This is a genomic window from Bacillus sp. SIMBA_008, assembly GCF_046535495.1.
Classification (GTDB): domain Bacteria; phylum Bacillota; class Bacilli; order Bacillales; family Bacillaceae; genus Bacillus; species Bacillus subtilis.
In genome coordinates this window covers 23,747-42,390 of the sequence record NZ_JAWRWL010000004.1, presented here as the reverse complement: position 1 = coordinate 42,390, position 18,644 = coordinate 23,747, and the positions used below count along the sequence as shown (strand labels likewise).

16 protein-coding genes and 2 pseudogenes are annotated in these 18,644 nt (G+C 39.9%); 3 read left to right on the top strand and 15 right to left on the bottom strand.

Annotation, left to right across the window (positions count from 1 at the left end; genetic code table 11):
- Window positions 1–38: 38 nt before the first annotated feature.
- Window positions 39–1,223, bottom strand: a complete 1,185-nt coding sequence (locus SB658_RS14360; protein WP_144500902.1) for a DUF4885 domain-containing protein — start codon at window positions 1,221–1,223, stop codon at window positions 39–41.
- Between the two features lie 131 nt (window positions 1,224–1,354).
- On the opposite strand from SB658_RS14360, the gene SB658_RS14355 reads away from it, so the two are divergent.
- Together SB658_RS14355 and SB658_RS14350 are read left to right on the top strand one after the other, a co-directional pair.
- On the top strand, window positions 1,355–2,212 hold the full coding sequence (locus SB658_RS14355; protein ID WP_144500901.1) for a hypothetical protein: 858 nt from the start codon (window positions 1,355–1,357) through the stop codon (window positions 2,210–2,212).
- An 85-nt stretch (window positions 2,213–2,297) separates the two neighbouring features.
- Window positions 2,298–3,068 carry a serine/threonine protein kinase gene (locus SB658_RS14350; RefSeq protein ID WP_129133851.1) on the top strand — a complete coding sequence of 257 codons (771 nt, stop codon included), beginning with the start codon at window positions 2,298–2,300 and terminating at the stop codon, window positions 3,066–3,068.
- On the opposite strand, the pseudogene SB658_RS14345 reads toward SB658_RS14350, so the two are convergent.
- The 4 genes and pseudogenes from SB658_RS14345 to SB658_RS14330 form a co-directional block, all read right to left on the bottom strand.
- A pseudogene (locus SB658_RS14345) lies at window positions 3,053–3,312 on the bottom strand (hypothetical protein). The gene SB658_RS14350 and the pseudogene SB658_RS14345 sit on opposite strands and share 16 nt — an antisense overlap.
- A 58-nt stretch (window positions 3,313–3,370) precedes the next feature.
- Window positions 3,371–4,357, bottom strand: a complete 987-nt coding sequence (gene ybdK, locus SB658_RS14340; protein WP_186437843.1) for a two-component system sensor histidine kinase YbdK — start codon at window positions 4,355–4,357, stop codon at window positions 3,371–3,373.
- A complete protein-coding gene (ybdJ, locus tag SB658_RS14335; protein WP_003234895.1) occupies window positions 4,354–5,025 on the bottom strand; it encodes a two-component system response regulator YbdJ in 672 nt (223 codons plus the stop codon). Before ybdJ ends, ybdK begins: the two co-directional genes overlap by 4 nt.
- A 1-nt stretch (window position 5,026) precedes the next feature.
- Window positions 5,027–6,004, bottom strand: a complete 978-nt coding sequence (locus SB658_RS14330; protein ID WP_015715154.1) for an alpha/beta hydrolase — start codon at window positions 6,002–6,004, stop codon at window positions 5,027–5,029.
- A gap of 121 nt (window positions 6,005–6,125) precedes the next feature.
- On the opposite strand from SB658_RS14330, the pseudogene SB658_RS14325 reads away from it, so the two are divergent.
- Window positions 6,126–6,249 (top strand): annotated as a pseudogene (locus SB658_RS14325) (MerR family DNA-binding transcriptional regulator); the annotation flags it as partial.
- 143 nt (window positions 6,250–6,392) lie between these two features.
- On the opposite strand, the gene SB658_RS14320 reads toward SB658_RS14325, so the two are convergent.
- The 10 genes from SB658_RS14320 to glmS all read right to left on the bottom strand — a co-directional run bounded on the left by SB658_RS14320 (window position 6,393) and on the right by glmS (window position 18,368).
- Window positions 6,393–6,746: a hypothetical protein gene (locus tag SB658_RS14320; RefSeq protein WP_029317260.1), complete on the bottom strand. Its 354-nt coding sequence runs from the start codon at window positions 6,744–6,746 to the stop codon at window positions 6,393–6,395.
- Window positions 6,747–6,953: 207 nt separating this feature from the next.
- Window positions 6,954–8,126: an MFS transporter gene (locus SB658_RS14315; RefSeq protein WP_144500900.1), complete on the bottom strand. Its 1,173-nt coding sequence runs from the start codon at window positions 8,124–8,126 to the stop codon at window positions 6,954–6,956.
- Between the two features lie 126 nt (window positions 8,127–8,252).
- On the bottom strand, window positions 8,253–8,555 hold the full coding sequence (locus SB658_RS14310; RefSeq protein WP_003234907.1) for an ArsR/SmtB family transcription factor: 303 nt from the start codon (window positions 8,553–8,555) through the stop codon (window positions 8,253–8,255).
- 483 nt (window positions 8,556–9,038) lie between these two features.
- On the bottom strand, window positions 9,039–9,413 hold the full coding sequence (locus SB658_RS14305; protein WP_003246482.1) for a Na-translocating system protein MpsC family protein: 375 nt from the start codon (window positions 9,411–9,413) through the stop codon (window positions 9,039–9,041).
- Window positions 9,414–9,470: 57 nt separating this feature from the next.
- Window positions 9,471–9,761 (bottom strand): DUF6407 family protein, encoded by a 291-nt coding sequence (locus SB658_RS14300; RefSeq protein WP_014475635.1) that lies wholly within the window; start codon window positions 9,759–9,761, stop codon window positions 9,471–9,473.
- A gap of 63 nt (window positions 9,762–9,824) precedes the next feature.
- Window positions 9,825–10,352, bottom strand: a complete 528-nt coding sequence (locus SB658_RS14295; protein WP_038827946.1) for a carbonic anhydrase — start codon at window positions 10,350–10,352, stop codon at window positions 9,825–9,827.
- A 76-nt stretch (window positions 10,353–10,428) separates the two neighbouring features.
- On the bottom strand, window positions 10,429–13,044 hold the full coding sequence (locus tag SB658_RS14290; RefSeq protein ID WP_144500627.1) for a DUF2309 domain-containing protein: 2,616 nt from the start codon (window positions 13,042–13,044) through the stop codon (window positions 10,429–10,431).
- A 14-nt stretch (window positions 13,045–13,058) separates the two neighbouring features.
- Complete coding sequence (locus SB658_RS14285) at window positions 13,059–14,576, bottom strand: NADH dehydrogenase subunit 5 (RefSeq protein WP_144500626.1); 1,518 nt, start codon at window positions 14,574–14,576, stop codon at window positions 13,059–13,061.
- Window positions 14,577–15,645: 1,069 nt separating this feature from the next.
- Window positions 15,646–16,317 carry an undecaprenyl-diphosphatase gene (locus SB658_RS14280; RefSeq protein WP_174243312.1) on the bottom strand — a complete coding sequence of 224 codons (672 nt, stop codon included), beginning with the start codon at window positions 16,315–16,317 and terminating at the stop codon, window positions 15,646–15,648.
- A 248-nt stretch (window positions 16,318–16,565) separates the two neighbouring features.
- On the bottom strand, window positions 16,566–18,368 hold the full coding sequence (glmS, locus tag SB658_RS14275) for a glutamine--fructose-6-phosphate transaminase (isomerizing) (protein ID WP_015252962.1): 1,803 nt from the start codon (window positions 18,366–18,368) through the stop codon (window positions 16,566–16,568).
- Window positions 18,369–18,644: the final 276 nt, after the last annotated feature.

Below are 18,644 nucleotides of genomic sequence, written 5' to 3'. Positions count from 1 at the left end.
TCTCATAAAAAATAAGCTGTTCTACATGAACAGCTTACTTAATAATTCACACCCGTTTGACGCTTTAATGCTTCAAGCCACCCGGTATCTCCGGTCCCATAGCTCTTGCTTTGTCCCACATCTCTCAGAGATCCATTGCTGTAATCAATTGATAGGATGAAATCCGGAATGGCATTATACCCGGCTTCCGCGATTTTACTGAGCTCTGAACGATAGTAAGATATAGCATAAGAAGCCGTTTGCTTCTGTACTGGATCTTTTTCAAGTTCTTCTTTATAGACGTCTAATAAGTCACGTCCATCAGGCGTGACATACCGCCCATCAATCACTTCTAAATCCTTTAAATGGTAGCCTGTAACTTCGTACATCTCACGAGCAGCCTGATACTTTTGATAGGCCTCTTCGGAAAATTGTGCTGAATCACTGCTTTGGCTTTTCATGATGTGCAAAAATAGTTCTTTGCTGTTGTCTCCAGATTGCAGCACTTGCTCAATCTGCTTGATCAGATCCTGATCGTCTGTCCCGCTCACCCGCACCTGATAGTCAATCGGTGTGATTGTAAACGTCAGCTCTGTCCCCTCTGGAATATAAATATGGTTTCGATTCAACAGCACTTGCAGCTGCTGGTTAACCTGTCCCCGCTGATACACCTTTTCATTCTCAGCTTCCACTTCCCCATGAAATGTGACATTCCGAAACGCAGCATCCTGGAGGTTATAGTTTTGCGCCTTCCCTTTGAATAACCATTCTGTTTCATTATCGTAAGCGGCCTGTCTCTCTGCAGCTGACAGATCACTTCTGAAATAAGGAGACTTTGAATTTTGGTACTTATCCTTAATATAGCCTAATGGATCAGACTTTGTTTTATTAATCGCATTCATCCTGCTGTATTTTTCATCTAGTATTTTGATTCTGATATCACTCTCAGATTCATAGGGGTTTTGGGATTGAATCACTGTTTCTTCCCCTGTGTCTGTCACTGTTCGATCATTCGCTGATTGATACACTTTGCTGAATGTCCCGCTGTTTCCCGACACGCTGATTTTAGAATAATTGAACTGATTGATTCCCCCAGTTGAAGATTGTGACTTAAGCCTGCTGTATGCCTTTTCCAGAACTGCCGCTGGATTTTCAGTCGCATTCTCCCGTTTGGCAGGCGCATTCTTGCTCAATATGTTCTGTGCCATCAGCTGAGTGCGGATAAATTGCCGATTCAGACGCATTGAATTCCCTCCCGAGTATTCTCTCTTATTCTTTTTTATCGGCAAATACAATGTATATATTAACCTCAAAAAACATTTATTTACACCTAAATCGTTATTATGTATGATGGAAATAAAAGGAGGTTGTTTGCATGGTGAAAAAATGGCTTATTCCATTCGCTGTTATGCTGTCTGTCTTATTCACCTTTACGTATTCGGCATCAGCTGCCGGAGTCACTGCTATCACAGGAAACAATTCATTTGATACCGCAATGCCGATCGGTTATTGGAAATATAAAAATATCGATACAACAATACTGGAAGCTGGTCAAGATGAAGCCTATTTCACTTTTACGGCTAATAAGGGAGAAAAAGTATACGTGAGGAGTACATACCAGAGCGCATATACAGGGATGAAAATTGAAATTTATGATAAGAATAGAATACCTGTTTCTCAAGGGACAGAAGTCATAAACCCTAATACGTTTTCTTCTTTTATTTATGCAAATGCAGACGCCCAAAACACGACAGATACCTTTTATGTGAAAGTGTCACGAGGCACCTATACTGGAAACATGTACTTTACGCTTTCAATTGAAGACCGAATCAAATCAGGCAGCGGAACGTTCCAATTCAGCGGCGTTGCTGAAAATAAAGGAAATACAAGCCTTAGCCCCTCAGGTTCTGACTCCAGCGTGATCAAGGTTGATTTAACAAACCAATCTGGGATACCGCGTGATGCCATTGTAACCAGAGTTCAGACAACCGCCACTCAAACACCAAGCCAGGGAAATACACGCCACCTGATCATGACGAGCGAAAACAACGAATGGCGCCGTGCTCTTGTAAACAGCTCGACTTCAGGGTCTTATGATATCTCTTTGTCAGATCAACTCAGTGTGGCAAAGGTATGGAGTTTTAAATATAATACATTAGCGACAGCCAGATCGGCGATGAGCAACGTAAAAACAAAAATAGATTATGAATACGACGTGACAAAGCAGTTTTAACTTATACCGAGCCGGTTATCCGGCTCTTTTTTATTCTCAGTCTAGAAGGTAAACTATAGTCAGTACAACCAAGGGAAGTGCAGACATGGCATTAAAGCTTCTAAAAAAACTGCTTTTTGACCGCCCTCTAAAGAACGGCGTTATCTTAAATCATCAATACAAAATCGAAGAGTGCCTCGGTATGGGAGGCTACGGTTTGGTTTATTTGTGCACCGATATCCTAACTCAAACACCTTATGTCTTAAAACAGCTTCGGCCGACAAAAGCGAAAAAGGAAAAAGAAAAAGTCCGGTTCCAGCAGGAAATAAAACTTCTCAAAAGCATTCACCACCCGCAAATTCCGGGCTTCATAGATGAGTTCATCATAGACGGACAGGCTTATTATGTCATGCAGTTCATTGAGGGAGAGAATATAGAAGAATTATTATTTTTTCGAAAACAGCCGTTCACAGAGCTTATGGCGTTACAACTGATTTCGCAGCTGCTTGAGATTATAGAATACCTGCATGATCGCCTTATCTTCCACAGCGACATCAGGACGCCTAATATCATCATCAATGACGGCAGGCTCTGCCTCCTCGATTTCGGCCTTGCCAAACAATTGACTCCTGAAGAAATGGAGGAAATAAAGGTACGAAAACAGGATGACTTCTTCGATCTCGGAGAAACGCTGTTATTCCTGCTGTACTCTCAATATAAAGGAAAAAAGAAGAAAAACGGCACTTGGCTGGAGGAATTAACACTGACAAAGGAAGTAACCCTGCTGCTGAAAAGATTATTGGGCATTGAGGAAGAGTATCAGCACACCGCTTCCATTCGCGAGGATCTAAACCGGGCCATTCAATCGGTCACATAAAAAAACCCTTGTCCCAAAAGCGGAACAAGAACTTTTTTGGATTAACTGCTGCTGTAGCTCCGGCGTTTGTAACGATGACTGCCGCCATAACGGTCGTAGTGTCTTCTTTTGCCCGAGCTGCTGTAGCTGCGATAATGTCTGCGCCGGCTGCTGCTGTAATGCCGGTGTCTGCGATATCGGTCACTAGAACTGCTTGAGAGGTACTTAATCGTTTTGATGATTTTTTTAAACATATGCTGTTCACCCCATTTCTTTCTCCCTATTATATAAATTTTATAGGAGAAAGAAAAACATCAGCGGGGTCACTCTTTTGAAAACAAGAACCCCGTTCCGCTATCATTTGTATGCAGCTCATAAGTAATCGCAAGCAGCCTGCATGTATCCTCAATAATCTTTAACCCAAGTCCCTCACTGCTCTCATTCCGATCAAATCCAATACCGTCATCACGAATAAAAACATTGTCATGTTCAATCGTGACTTCCATCTTTTCAGCTTTTGAATGCTTTAACGTAATTTGAAAAATATTATCAAACAGCCTTTGCATCCATAACGCGTTGCTCATCCATATCACATCTTGATCTGCCGCCTTATAGTGCAGCTCAATCCCACTCATACTGTATAAATAATCCCACTTTTTCACCGCTGTTTCTAATAGCTCGTTTAGACGCACTTCTTCATTTACAATATAAGAGCTTTCCAGCGTCTCAGCGGAATATAGATTGAATTCATTGGTTAATTCCGAGATATATTCGATTTGCTGATACAATGATTCGAATACAGCCTGACCATGACATTGGTCTTCCAAATAAAATAACTGCAGCCTGAGAGCCGTTAAAGGTGTATTAATGTCATGCCGCAGTTTTTGCAAAAGCTCCTTTTTGATTTCCTCTTGCTGTCTCAGCTCCAGTTCACGATATGTCGTCCGTTCAATTAACAAATTGACCGACTTGATCAGTTCCCCGATTTCATCAGCACGCTTCACTTCAATTTTATCGGGCACCCTTTGATCACTCGCCAAATGCCGAATGGTTTGATTTAATAGATTGATTTTATGCAACAGAGAATGAATCGACTTTGAAAATAAAAAAGCTAACAATAAGAGTGATATCAAAAATACAACGATCATTGCCGGGTACGCAAACGACCTGTGAAAGGGCATACCATGATTCATCGGTTTAAACATGCTGTCATAAATCACCGACATCAAAACACTTACCGCCAGCAATAGCATTGGAACACTAATGACGGCCGTAAACAATAACAACTGATATTTTGTCTTAAGCTTCATTTCTTCACAACGGTATTCAGCCGATACCCTTCTCCATATATATTTTCAATCATCTCACCCGCTTGATCATTGATTTTAGCTCTAATTTTTTTAATATGCACATTGACAATATTCGGGTTTCTATCTTCGAGTTGCCATAGATATTCAAAGAAATGTTCCTTTGTCAGGATACTGTCTCTATTTTCATATAAATAAAAGAAAATTTTCCGCTCAATCGCAGTAAATAATACCTCATCATGCAGGCTTTCATTGAACACTTTTTTCGTTACCGCATCAATATACAAATGTTTGATTTGCGTAAAGGTCCCATAATGATGCTCAAGCATATTCCGCATTCTTAATAGCAGCTCTCTCGGATCAAAGGGCTTTACCATATAATCCTCGCCGATCTGCAAACCTTGAAGCTTGCTGTCCATGTCATTGCGGGCTGAGAGAAAAATAACCGGAATGCCCAGCCCCAGCTTTTTGATTTTTGCAGACATTTGATACCCGTCTTCACCCGGCAGCATCACATCCATAATGACCAAATCCACCTTCTGAATCACCGAAAGCACATCCGCTCCATCTGTTTTCCATATCACACGATATCCCTCACGCTGCAAAATCTTTTGCAGCAAATCACCAATCATCACATCGTCCTCAACGATTAAAATACGATAACCCTTCATCCTAGCGAACCTTTCTCATAAACTCCATGGAAAGTTTATATATTTGATCAGGCTGATATAAATAAATACTGTGTGTTCCCCTCAGTTCCTTTATATCGGCAGTATTGAATTGAGCCGCAAACGCTTCATAGTCTTTTCGGTTTTGTATAGCATACTTTGAATGTCTATTTTGGTCAGAGACCGCATCTAAAATCAAGACGGGAGTTTCCTTTGGTGCCGGCAGATTCACAGATTTGCTGCCGTTTTGGTAAGACTGTAAAAGCTCATGCTCCATATCTGCATTAAAAAATTGCTTAAAGTTAATGGCTTTATAGATTTCTTTTTCTTCATCAGTTAAAAACGACTGCCGAATCACCTCAGGATTATATACAGCGGAAGGCATAAACCGATGAAAACCAATCGAGGTTAACAGGTGGAACCCTCTCACTTTCAATCTGTCAACTCCGCTCAATTTATACGTGACGTACTGCTGGGGCAATCCAATATCCATCGCAATAATGGCCTTGATTTCCTTAGGATATTTCTGTGCCCAATACATCGCTTCAATCCCGGATATCGAATGAGGCATTAAAATATAAGGAGGCTTATTTCCGCTTTTCATAAGCGCTTTCCTCGTCTGTTCCAATACTGTATCAATATCTCTGTCATCGTGAGACACTTCACTGTATCCATAACCTGCCCGATCTACAACAGCAATCTTATTTTCTTTTGAAAACTTGCTGTACAGCCCCTTCATTTCATAAGCAGGCGCAGCAATCCCCGAACCGGACATAAACACAAACGTATCCTTCCCGCTTCCCTCTTGATACACATTCATCTTTTTACCGTCAACATCGACTACTGTGCCTTTACCTTTCAGCAGTGCCGCCTCCTTATTTAGCTGGAAATGGTGATAAATAAATACCGAGACGGATACAAGCAAAACCAAAGCAGCCAAGCTGACAAAAACAATTTTTAGGACTTTCCATAATGTTTTCATATGATGCTCCTTTCACTTGATACTGAAAGGATACAATATGAAAATAAATTTCTGATTAACTTTGGAACAGTTTTATTTTCACATTTAACTTTGCCCTTACGGAAAGGTGTACATTTGGAGCATGGAGGTGATCACTCGGCTATCGATCAGCGAATTTTCAAAGATATGCAAAGTATCAACAAAAACACTGCGATACTATGATGAAATCGGACTCATCCACCCAGAAGACATTAATCCTGAAATGGATATCGGAAGGTCTATCCGCAAAGTTCGAGAATTTCTTATACGCAGCCTTCTCCAAGGAGAACGACATTGAGAAGGCTACCGCTTATATCAATCTTTCACAAAACATAATTCAGGGGTATTTAATCTATTTATTCCTATTTATTCACACAACAAAGTCACCACAAAGCTTTTTCTCTTCTTCCTGCTCGATAAACAGATAATTTTCAGGACGGCCCAAAACAGAAAAAAGTGCCAAAAGCAACTTCCAACCTCGAAGCGGACTTCCGCATCTAAACTTCAACACTTCTCCTTCCGCTAAAGTAAACCTCAAAGTTGGGCTTGTACACCAAGCAATCTTCACTTGAATAACATGCTCACCAGGCGGTAAATCAATTCGCAGCCTTCCTCCATCTTTGATAGTTCCCATCTCAGCCCCATCAATTAGCACTGAATACTCTCTCATTTTGTTGATGTACTGCGATGTCCTGCTCATTTCAATGTACGTCTTTTGATTCACGATGACACATCCTCAAAGTAATGATCTTACAGGCGAGAAGCGCTAGAACCCTTCTGCCATACCGTTATTTCCCTTCCTAGTATATTATAACTTGCTGTGCTTCTGCTCTCCGTCGGCAAAAATCCCTTTCAGCTTCAGTGTGCCTTCTACTTGAGCCTATAAAAAAACACCCGCTTGTATAACGAGCGGATGTTAGATCTTTCGAAATTATTGATTGATATCTTTTAGCGCTTGTTTCGGTTGCGAATTGAAAATCAGCAATGATGCAATAATGGCAATCATAACCCCTAACGCACCAACCCAGGTAATCGAGGCCAATGATACGTTTTCCACAAAAACCCCTCCTATTCCTGCGCCGACCGCCATGGCGAATTGCATCATTGACTGATTCATGCTAAGCAAAACACCAGACATTTCCGGTTCTATTGTAGCCAGGTGAAATTGCTGTGTCGGACCGGTGGACCATGCGGCAAACGACCATAATATGAGAATCACCAACACTCCGATATAGGAATGAGTGACAAGTGACAGAAGAATCAGTGTGACGATATGCAACGTCATCCCGCCAACGAGTGTAAAGGGCACTCCCCATTTATCGGTGCTATATCCCCCAAACTTTGATCCAACCAAACTGGCAATTCCAAATATAAGCAAAACACCGCTAAGCAAGTTGCCGTTTATACCTGAGATGTTCAAGAGATACGGTGACAAATAAGTGTAAGCAACAGAATATCCCCCGAGCCAGAAGAAAGTGATTGATAATCCCATAGCCACTTTCCGTTTTTTGAAAAGAGCAAGCTGTTGAAGCAAAGGCACAGGCTTATCCCCTTCAGTATGCGGAAGAGTAAAGAAAATAACGACCATTGCGATCAATCCCAACAAAGCAATGGCTCCAAATACAGACTTCCAGCCTAATGCTACTGCTATCATTCTTCCAAGCGGAACACCAATGATTAAAGAAGCGGTAAATCCCATCACGACCGTAGCGATGGCACTTCCCTGCTTCCCTTCCGATGCAATCTTAGCGGCAATCGTTAATGCGGTGACAACCACCACACCTGCTCCCATCGCCATAATGATCCGCGCTGCAATAAACCATCCATAACCAGGCAATACAAAAGCCAGGACATTACCGAACACAAACAAACCTAGGGCATACATCATCAATTTGCGTCTATCCATACTTGCTGTCAACGCCATAAGTACGGGTGTAGAAAGAGCATATACAAGTGAAAAAATGGTAATAAACTGGCCCGCGGCAGCTAAAGTGATCCCGAGAGTATGAGCAATTTGATCCAAAATTCCGGAAATGATGTACTCTGAGGTTCCAACTAAAAAGCTGACAATGGCTAAAATATAAATTTTCCAAGTGATAGACATAAAACATTCACTCCTTAATTATTAATAAACATATCACGAATTATCGATATGTTATTATAAAAAATAAACACATCGTAATATGTCGATATGTATGGTGTAAAAATAAACATCTTTTGATGTTTATTTTTATATCTCTGTTTTAAGAAAGTCAGCAAGTTTCCCAATGGCTTCTTCATCTCTTTTGTAATATGTGTACTTTCCAATACGCTCCGCCTTAATCAAGCCGGCTCTTAAAAGGATGGTAAGATATTGAGAAGCTGTCGATTGCGTCATTTTCAATTTGTCTGTTATTTGACTGACACATACCCCGATTGTGTTCATATCAATCCCTTCATGGGGTGCAAAATGACGATCGGGCTCCTTCAGCCATTGTAAAATTTGCAGCCTTGATTCATTTGATAAGGCTTTGAATACTTCAATTGGTTCCATATCGATTATTATATCGTTATATTTCGATATGTCAATCCGTTTTTTGGATATATTTAATTAAAGCTAATTCCGTGAAATGAAACTGAAGACAGCATATCAATTTTGTTCACCGCTTAAATTTATCATCAAGCTTTACGAAATTGGTCTCATAATCGTGTCACTAAACACTTGGGGGAACCCGGCAGGTGACAAGGAGTTTTCAATTAAAATGAATTTAATATTGTTCAAGTGACTAATCACCAGCATCAAATTCATGTATTTAAAATAGATGTAAAAAAACATCCGCTCATAACAACAGCGGATGTTAGATCTTTCGACAGGAATAACAAGACAGTATACTATGAATTGACATCTCTTTATGTCCGCTTAGGATATGAATAAAAGTTATCAATGATGCCATAATTGTAAAACAAAAGAATCGGCAGTTCATTATGTTCAATTCACAACCAATTCCATACCGTCAAAACATTTATTTTCTATAGATTATAAGATCTTTTCCAAATTTTTCTCTAGATCATTACATAATTTAAACACCATCACTCGTTCACCTGTCCGGGAGCTTAAATCAGTATGAAAACTTTTCACTTTTTCTCCGGTTATTTTTAAGATAATATCCTTAAGGCCTTCTATACCTGATTCGACTAACTCCGAACGAGTTTGTTTGATAGATAACATACCCTCTTTTGATCCACAAACTACATATTCGGCTGGTGTTAAAATCCCTTTTAAATTGACGATGATCATGTCCCGCAGTATATCAGTCTTAACAGATACAGACCCCCGCCCAAGATAATCCTTCTCCCATTGAGTAATGGACTTACTGATCTCTGATTCAATAGAACCCTTCGACTTTTTCATATCTAATACATCTCCTGAGCAAAAAAATTGGCATATTCTATTTGTGATTTCATCTCATTAATATTCTCTTACAACATATCCTTCATATACACCTTCAATATCCAAATCAGTTTTACCGTTTCTTGTGACCACTATCATTTTGGATAACATATTTTCTTCCATCATAGAGTGGACATGCAAAAATCGAACATTTCCTGAATGGGTTTCCTCAACTTCTTCATAAGACTTTAGATGATAAAAATCAATTGCTTTTCTAATTAGTTTTTTCATACATTCCATATTTTCACGATCAAACGAGTTCATTTCCTCTATTGTTTTCGTGACAAAATCAGTTAAATTAGCGCTCATACAATCTCCTTAGAACTGCTTTCTCCATATATGGGTGCGTTTAGAAGTTGAACCTGCATTTCATCATGACAAGCAATGATCAGGTAAGGCTTGACCTGTTTTAACATCAGGAACCTCCACGATTGAGGGTTTTCCATCCTTATGATGAACGAATAAACCTCTAACTTTAACATATGACGGCACTAGGGGATGATGTCGAATCATATCAACACTTTTTTCAATGGTGTCACTGCTATTTTCATTTAGCCATTCATCGACCGTACCACCAAAAAATTCAGGCTTGCAATTTTGAAAGAGATAATCCAATGTTTGTATTTTATCTTTCATTGTTTCAAGTTGAGTTAGTCCATTACCTGCGGAAGTCTTCTTATCTTTTGTTCCTACTACAAAAATCTCCTCAACATCTTCCTGGTAAATCGCAAAAATAATAGATCTCATGATTTCTCCATAAGGATGTGAAATACTGGCACCATAGCTTTGTATAGTCAACATATTCTCTGCAGAAGTGTTAGTCGCTTCTTGTAAAATAGGCTCCAAACCGTTTTCAATATCCGTCAAAAATAATACTTTTTTATTTTGGTTTACATTCATACAGCACACCTCTTCCTTATGTTTATTATTTTTATTTTGAATAACAAATCCATTTGATAAATGCTTAGATTCATCATTACCAGCTTTCCCAACATCCTTCTGGATCAATATTAGCCAGTCGGACCCATCCATTTTGAACTTTTTGCAGAAATGCTGAGTCATGATTTAATAACCGTTCTACATATTCTCTAGGTGCTTGGATGAGTATCAATAAACGAAGAGGAGAATGATAGGCCTCGTGATCTGATTCCATGACCGATTGCCAAGGCAGTCCGGCTAACAAGTCGCTTGCATTCCCCTGCATAACGCCGAGACCTGCAGTAACGGTTTGAGTTGCTTTATTTCCGCTGCCATAATAATGAGGTGCTACCGTTGATGCGTAATATTGTAAATTAATCCATTGGGCTACAGTTCCAGGTCCTGCAATAATATTTGCTAGGAGTTCACCGCTTTCATCCTGCTTCCAATCATAATTATGGAGAAAGGCTCTGCCTTCCAAATCACAATCCTGAGTTAGTTCACGTTTACCGATAATAAAGGCGGCATTACGAGCCAGTCCCCATTCCGGACGTATCTCACTCCAATCTTCCGCAAATCGGTTTGCCTCAGCCTTCGGATTTTTTAGCTTCGATTGGAAATTCGGTAATTGGGCTAGACGTTCTGCGTTTACATGATGTCTCACTTTCGGCATAACGGCTTCAATTTGTTCAAATGCTTCTTGTGCAGCTTCGGAAAGCTCTGGTACATAAAGCCAATGTAATTCATCCACCGTTGTATTATGTTCAGCTGCCGCAAAAACCGTATCCTCAGGGATTTTAATTCCTTCAGTTAAAAGAGCTTCTCGTACCTCTGATAGATTACATAAAGCAGCTAAAACTCTTGCATTGAATCCACCGGCCGCTCCACCGCAGGCACCACAATCAAGGGCTGCAGAATAAGGATTATTAGTACTTTGACTGCCATGCCCGCAAATCACGACCAATGGTGCGATGTTCTCTGTTAACCCCATCATTTTTAATGCTTGGCGAGCATAGTTCACTTTTTCTTCATCAGTAAAACCCACAGGTATTTCTGCCTCTGTAGCATCATGATGAAGCGAGAGTTTTGTATCAGGTTTGCGTAACCAAGCCTCACGGAGATTACGAATGAAACGACCCGCCTTTCTTGGCACAAAGCTACGGGCTGCCATTTGCAGTGTAAGCCAAGGTCCGCTTAGCTCAGGCAGTAGTAAGCTCGAAAGCGCATTCTGCTTCATCGTTTTAAAGGTATGGCTTAAAGAATGAATTGCTTGCTTCCGTTGATTGTATTTTTTGAATACATCCTCATCTGCGAACTCTTTTATTTTATTTTGCGGTTTTTGTATGATCGGCAAGGAAGCATGACTGTGTTTACTGCCAAGTTCACAAGTTGCAATCGGCACCCCGAAGAAACCAGCAATACCAATCGTTTCAAACGGGCCTTCTTTTTCTAGTTGACGACGAAAAGGTTCTGATCGTACATCGATGCAGAATGCTAATTGAGCTAATGCAGATTTTTCACGGCCGGTTTCACGTAGTTTCGAGATGATCTTCTGGCTTAATCGATCAGTGTACGTTTGTTCCCAAGCTTCTAACCAAAGTTTCTTGCGAAGTTTCTCATCAAAGCTGTAGGCAAATGATAAATATTCGTTTTGTTCAATGGCCGTCATCTGTGACCATTCTTCTAATGTAAGCCCACCCCAATGAATCCAAGCTGCTATAAGGGGAGCAATTGAAATTGTTTTCTTAGATCGTTCATTAGTCAAAGGTAAATATGGCTTTATAAGAGCCCACTCCATGGATATTCGAACCGCTAAATATTCTGTTAGGAGTGCATGTTCGTGGCTCGATTGCTGGGAGCGCCAAAGCATCATCCCTGCCCATCCAGGTAATGAAAGTAAATGACCTTCAAGATAAGTCTGGATTTCTGACTCTGGGATTTCTAGTGCGAATAAGGCTTCCTTTAAAGCCAAATGTGCCTCTTTCGGCCAACCCTTTACCCTTTCCCGTTGCTTTTTGCTAAGTGCTGGATCATATTGAATAAGATGCTGCCAAGCACGATAGAAACCTTCCTCACGATTAGGCATTGTCCAGCCTGCTTGAGAGTCATCAAGATATAATTTACTCCACTTAATGACATGATGATCTAGTATATTGACTAGCCTTTCACCATCTTGATTCTCTATATACGAACTTAGTGGTTGCATAAACACATTCTCGATATGATCCAATCCACTACATTCACCTACTAATTTCTCCAGCTCATGTGATGATAAAAGGTCGGAAGGCAGGGGATCTAACTTTAATGCAGCATGACAAAATCGCTCTGCCACGTCCCGTGGGATGTGATAAGAATGTGAATCAAGCCAACGCTGCAGCCCCATTTCCACAAAATCTTCATCAATCTCACCTTTATTCTTTGCTGAACGGATCATAGACGCACTAGGGTATATATCAACATCGCGAGTGTTTTTCAACCAACTTGCAACCTGATCAAAAGGTTGGTTTTCAAGTCCCATCCACGGATTACGTGCAGCAAATGTAGAAATAGGCCAAAGTGGCGCAATCACTCGGCTGGCAGATGTAATGAAAACGTTAAGATCCCTTTCTTGAACATCAATATCTGTATCTATCTTTTTTACATTATCTTTCGTTAATACGGATGTAATGCCCATCTCAGATTAGCTCCTTATGAAATATATTGTTTAAGGTAGTCTGGGTGACTCTCTACTGACTTTGGTTTTGCTTCACCTAATCGAACTAACCAAAGATAGAGCACCGCGAAAAAAACGGAAGAACGATAACGAGCAACCCATGTACCTAAAGCACTGCCAAATAATAAGAGACATACGACAATCATGACAGCTGACATTGGAGGTTGAACACTTTGAAAAATGGTTGTATGCAGCCACTTATAGAAAAGGTTATGAATGATAAAATATACGAGGGCTGCTCCTCCTAAAACAGTTAAGCCGGCAATTCGGCCAATTCGACCCTCTCCAAAAGCGACAAGCTGATTCCAAGAAACGGACAATGACCACCCTAAGATCAGCGCACTAATGAATTGATATACCTCTCCAGGAGCAGCGAGCCAAAAAGCAACGCCTATTACTAAGGATAAAATCCGACCAGCCATGACCCATAAATAGGATGTTCTTTCATTAGTGCGAGCCGATACTTCATGACGCCCTACTGCTGAACCAGCTTGTAGAAACAACGTAGCTTTGAATAAACCATGTAAAATAAGATGAATAATGGCTGCTATATAGGCGCCTAATGCACACTGAATGAGCATAAACCCCATTTGTCCAATCGTGGAGCCTACTAACTGACGTTTATAATCAACCTGGACTAAACTAATTCCAGTTCCAATCAATACAGAAATGCTAGCAAGCAGAAGTAAGATAATCGAAGCGATACCACCATGAAATAGAGGTGAAAATCGAGTTAGTATTATTCCTCCTGCATTTACTAAACCTGCATGCATAATTGCAGAAACAGGGGTTGGAGCAACAATAGACTCAACCAACCATCTTTGGAACGGCCATTGAGCTGCAGGAATGATCACCGCCAGTACAATCAATAGCTGAATCCCTGTTCTCTCCCATTCTCCCAGCCCAGCTAAACTTTCATTTGTTACAACCAATGATAGCTGCCATTGACCTGTGGCATGAAAAAGCCACATCATCGCAAAAAACAAAGAAAACCAACTTAACAAAAATAACCGTCCAGAAATTTTGGCTGCTTCACTAGCCACTTGCCAAGCACTGTTTAACCTTATAAGTAAGGTTAAACCAACAAGAGTTGCTCCCCAAAATAGAACCATCAAGCGGAGATCACCACTTAACCATGTCATTGAAGCAGCTCCTGTTGTGAAAGTAAAAAGCGTAAAATATTTTCGATAAGATCGATCCCCCATTAAGTAACGTACAGAAAAACGCTGAATGATGAATCCAATTGCAAGAACAAAGAAAGTCATTAAACAAGCTAAGGAATCTAAGTGCCAAGGGCCAACATTTCCACTCACACCACTATTGGCAAGAATCAGTAAGGAAACCAAAAGTGGTAAAGCCAAGATCCCAATATGAATGCGAACAAAACTCAAGGGTACACGCGGATGTAAAAACAATAGTCCACTAATCCCAGAAGCCATAAGCATAATAAAAAATAATGTTAATAATGATGACAAACTCAGCGAAACTAACATTCTAAATTCTCCCTTTTTTAAAACTCATTATTGGTCAAAAGACCTTTCAATCAGATCATATTTGTCTATTATTTATTTCAATTTTTATTTATCTCTATTTTTTTCCAACAAAAAAGCCGACAACTTCAAAATTTCAATGATTATGTTAGATCATTGAATCCTGAAAATTGTCGGCTTCACTTCAACTAACTTCAGCGAAGTTTTTTGAAGTGCTACCTTATTATTGGTCATTTTACTTTATACAATATTTTAAGTTCATTCTAAAGGAATGAACTCACCGCTACACTTTAATATAGTGCTTGATTATAAATAAATCGACTTATGCTTCTCTTTCGCTTAAATTAGGATACTTTTTCATCCTGTCAAGATTAGTTGAAAGAATGCTAAAGACCTAATAATGTAACAAACGAAAATAAACATCTGGTCGCGATTATTAAGATAAATATAAGATATGCTAAATTTTAAACATTGTCAAGATGTTGGAATACAGAGAATGAAGTATCAAATCCTTCTTTCCCTTTAAATATACATCCTGAATCTTTATCCAAGGCTTATGATATCTATCACTTTAATTTTTTGTAGAAATACAAGAAGAATTTTATAATCATTTTTCTATTTTCTTGTTTAGTAAATAACTAGGTTCAATTAGGAACTATAAATAAATACTGGTTCCTACTTTATTTTCAACAGCCTTAACGACCAAGAAATTGAACTAGCTGTGTGGATAGTGTTATAGCTAGAATTCCCCAATTTCTCCGTAGATATCACTTTCCTTAAAAATACCTTCTATAATATTTTCATATTCTTATGGCAATCCTAATATCAGTAAAATTAAACATAGCCATCTTTAAAACAAAAAACCCCTTTGGCTAAAACTGTAGCTTTAAAATAAAGGTTGATCAAAAATAACACATGAACCTTCAGTTTACGGCAAATTTAAAGAATCCATAGAAAAAAAGATAGATCAAAATGGATTCTACAGCTTTAAATACAGATGGAATCTTTATAAAAGAGTTTATCATTTTAGGTTACGATTTTTTGAACATTAGCACCCGATTGTTGAATAAATCTAAAGGTTTTTTGACTTGTTTTCCTTTCTTTTGAAGCGATAAAGAAGTATGTTTTCACATTTTTCATAAATTTTCATGGTAGTTTGAGTAATATTTAGTTTAGGGAATGTTAAATATATAAAAGTTGAAACTGCTAGGCTTATTAATACTCCTGCTAAAACATCAAAAGGATAATGAACCCCAACCCATATACGGGAGACTCCCACAAGAACAGCTAACAATACCCATAAAATTGACCAGCCTCTCTTAAAGAGCCAGAATGAAATACAATATGAGAAGAATAAAATTGTATGGTCACTTGGAAAAGAATTGTCTTTTTCTTTATGTATCAGTTTATTAACCTCTCCCAATTCAACAAAAGGTTGATAATTCGAGTGGAATACCCCTGAAACCTTCCCTATCGTAAAGGCACAAATGAAAGCGATAGATGCACAAAGAATCATAATTCTATTATCCGTATCCCTTGTAAACCAAATAAATAGAACACTTAGTGCAAGTAAAAAAACCATATATTCAGCAATAAAACTAAATACAGGATTCAAAAAGGGATGTTCTTTTCCTAAGTCATTAACTAGTCTAAACAGTGATATATTAACTTCTGAAATATCCAAACCCAACACCAACCAATCTCTTTTTAGAACATAATAAAAGAAAATTAGATGACCTGCCATCGAATCAAATTACATTATTTGAGATTAAAGTTACATTTTTGTAAGATTGGTGTCACATCATTTATGTAAAAAGGGGGCCCAAAATCAATTGGAATCCCCTTATAATTTTTAGTTACCTGCCTCTTTAGTTAAAATAGAAAAATACCCTTAGACAAAAATTATCTAAGGGAAAAAGCATCACAACATTTTTATAAACGTCGTAACTTTATTTTAAAGCCGTAAAAACAACCAAAGGGGTTAAACATTTATTACTCCACAGTAACACTCTTCGCAAGGTTACGCGGTTTATCAACATCACAGCCGCGATGCAGTGCAGCATAGTAAGCGATCAGCTGCAATGGAACAACAGATACCAACGGAGCAAGCGCTGGGTTTACTTCCGGCAGTACGAATCTGTCATCCGCATCGTCTAGGCCTTTCAGTGAGATGATGCATGTGTTTGCTCCGCGAGCGGCAACTTCTTTGACGTTTCCGCGGATGCTTAGGTTTACGTGCTCTTGAGTTGCCAGTGCGAATACTGGTGTTCCTTGTTCGATCAAGGCAATCGTTCCGTGCTTAAGCTCACCGCCGGCAAAACCTTCTGCCTGGATGTAAGAAATCTCTTTCAGCTTCAGTGCGCCTTCGACACATACGAAGTAGTCAAGGCCGCGTCCGATGAAGAAAGCATTTCTGGATACAGTCAGGTATTCACGAGCGATCATTTCCATTTCGTCTTTCTGGTCGCATAGAGCTTCCATTGCGTTTGCAGCGATACCGAGTTCTTTGACGAGGTCAAATCCGATATCGATGCCGTTTTTGTCAGCAGCCACAGAAGCAAGAACCGCAAGAACTGCGATTTGTGCAGTGTATGCTTTCGTTGACGCAACAGCGATCTCAGGGCCTGCATGAAGCAGCAATGTATAGTCAGCTTCACGAGAAAGCGTTGATCCAGGTACGTTTGTGATTGTCAGGGCTTTGTGTCCGAGCGCTTTGACTTGAACGAGAACCGCGCGGCTGTCTGCTGTTTCTCCGCTTTGAGAAAGGAAAATGAAGAGCGGTTTCTTAGACAGAAGCGGCATGTTGTAGGAGAATTCACTCGCTACATGCACTTCAACCGGCACGTTTGCCCACATTTCAATATATTGTTTACCGACAAGTCCTGCATGGTAGCTGGTTCCGCAGCCAATGATATAGATGCGGTCCGCTTCCGCTACAGCGGCAGCGATATCGCCAGGCACAGACAGCTTGCCGTTTTCATCTTGATACGTTTGGATGATTTTGCGCATAACAACAGGCTGCTCATCCGTTTCTTTCAACATGTAGTGAGGGTACGTGCCTTTTTCGATATCACTGGCATCAAGCTCAGCAATATAAGACGCACGTGTAATCACGTCACCATCAAGGTTTTTGATGACAACTTGGTCATCAGTGACGATAACCATTTCTTTATCCATCAGCTCAACATATTCGTTGGTTACTTGAAGCATCGCCATCGCATCAGATGCTACGACGTTGAATGTATCTCCAAGACCTACTAATAGAGGGCTTTTGTTTTTCGCTACAAAAATCGTTTCTCTGTTGTCGTTATCGAATAAAGCAATTGCATAAGAGCCTTTTAACAGTGTAAGTGTTTTGCGGAACGCTTCTTCTGTCTCAAGTCCTCCATTGACGAATTGCTCGATTACTTGAACGACTACTTCTGTATCGGTGTCACTTTTGAGCTCTACATCTTGCAAATACTCTTGCTTCAGCTGAACATAGTTCTCGATCACGCCGTTGTGAACAAGTGTAAAGCGGCCCAGTGCGCTTTGATGCGGGTGAGCGTTCAGATAGCTTGGTTCGCCGTGTGTCGCCCAGCGAGTATGCCCAATTCCGGCTTTCGCTTCTACATTGGCATCCACAACTTCACGAAGATCTGCAATGCGTCCTTTTTCTTTGAACACATGGATTCCCTGTTCGTTGGCAACAGCAATACCAGCAGAGTCATAACCGCGATACTCAAGCTTTTCTAACCCTTTTAATAAAATTTCCTTCGCATCAAGCTGACCGATATAACCTACGATTCCACACATATTTTTCTTCCTCCTAAGATTGTAAAAGGAGACGAAGAAAGTCAAATTTCAAGGGGACTTTCAATCGTCCCCTCCTACATGTTTTTTGGAAGATCATGTGATTTCTCTTTGTTCAAGGAGTCACCCCCTTGGTTTGAAGAAATCCTTACGGCTGTGATCTGCACACTCAGCCGGGAGGCATCCGCCGAAAATTCGATAACCTCCATCCTCGTCAACTAAGCCTTTTTCCGGGCGCTTAGTTCGGGCGCTATAATTATAGGTAAAGCAATAATCCCG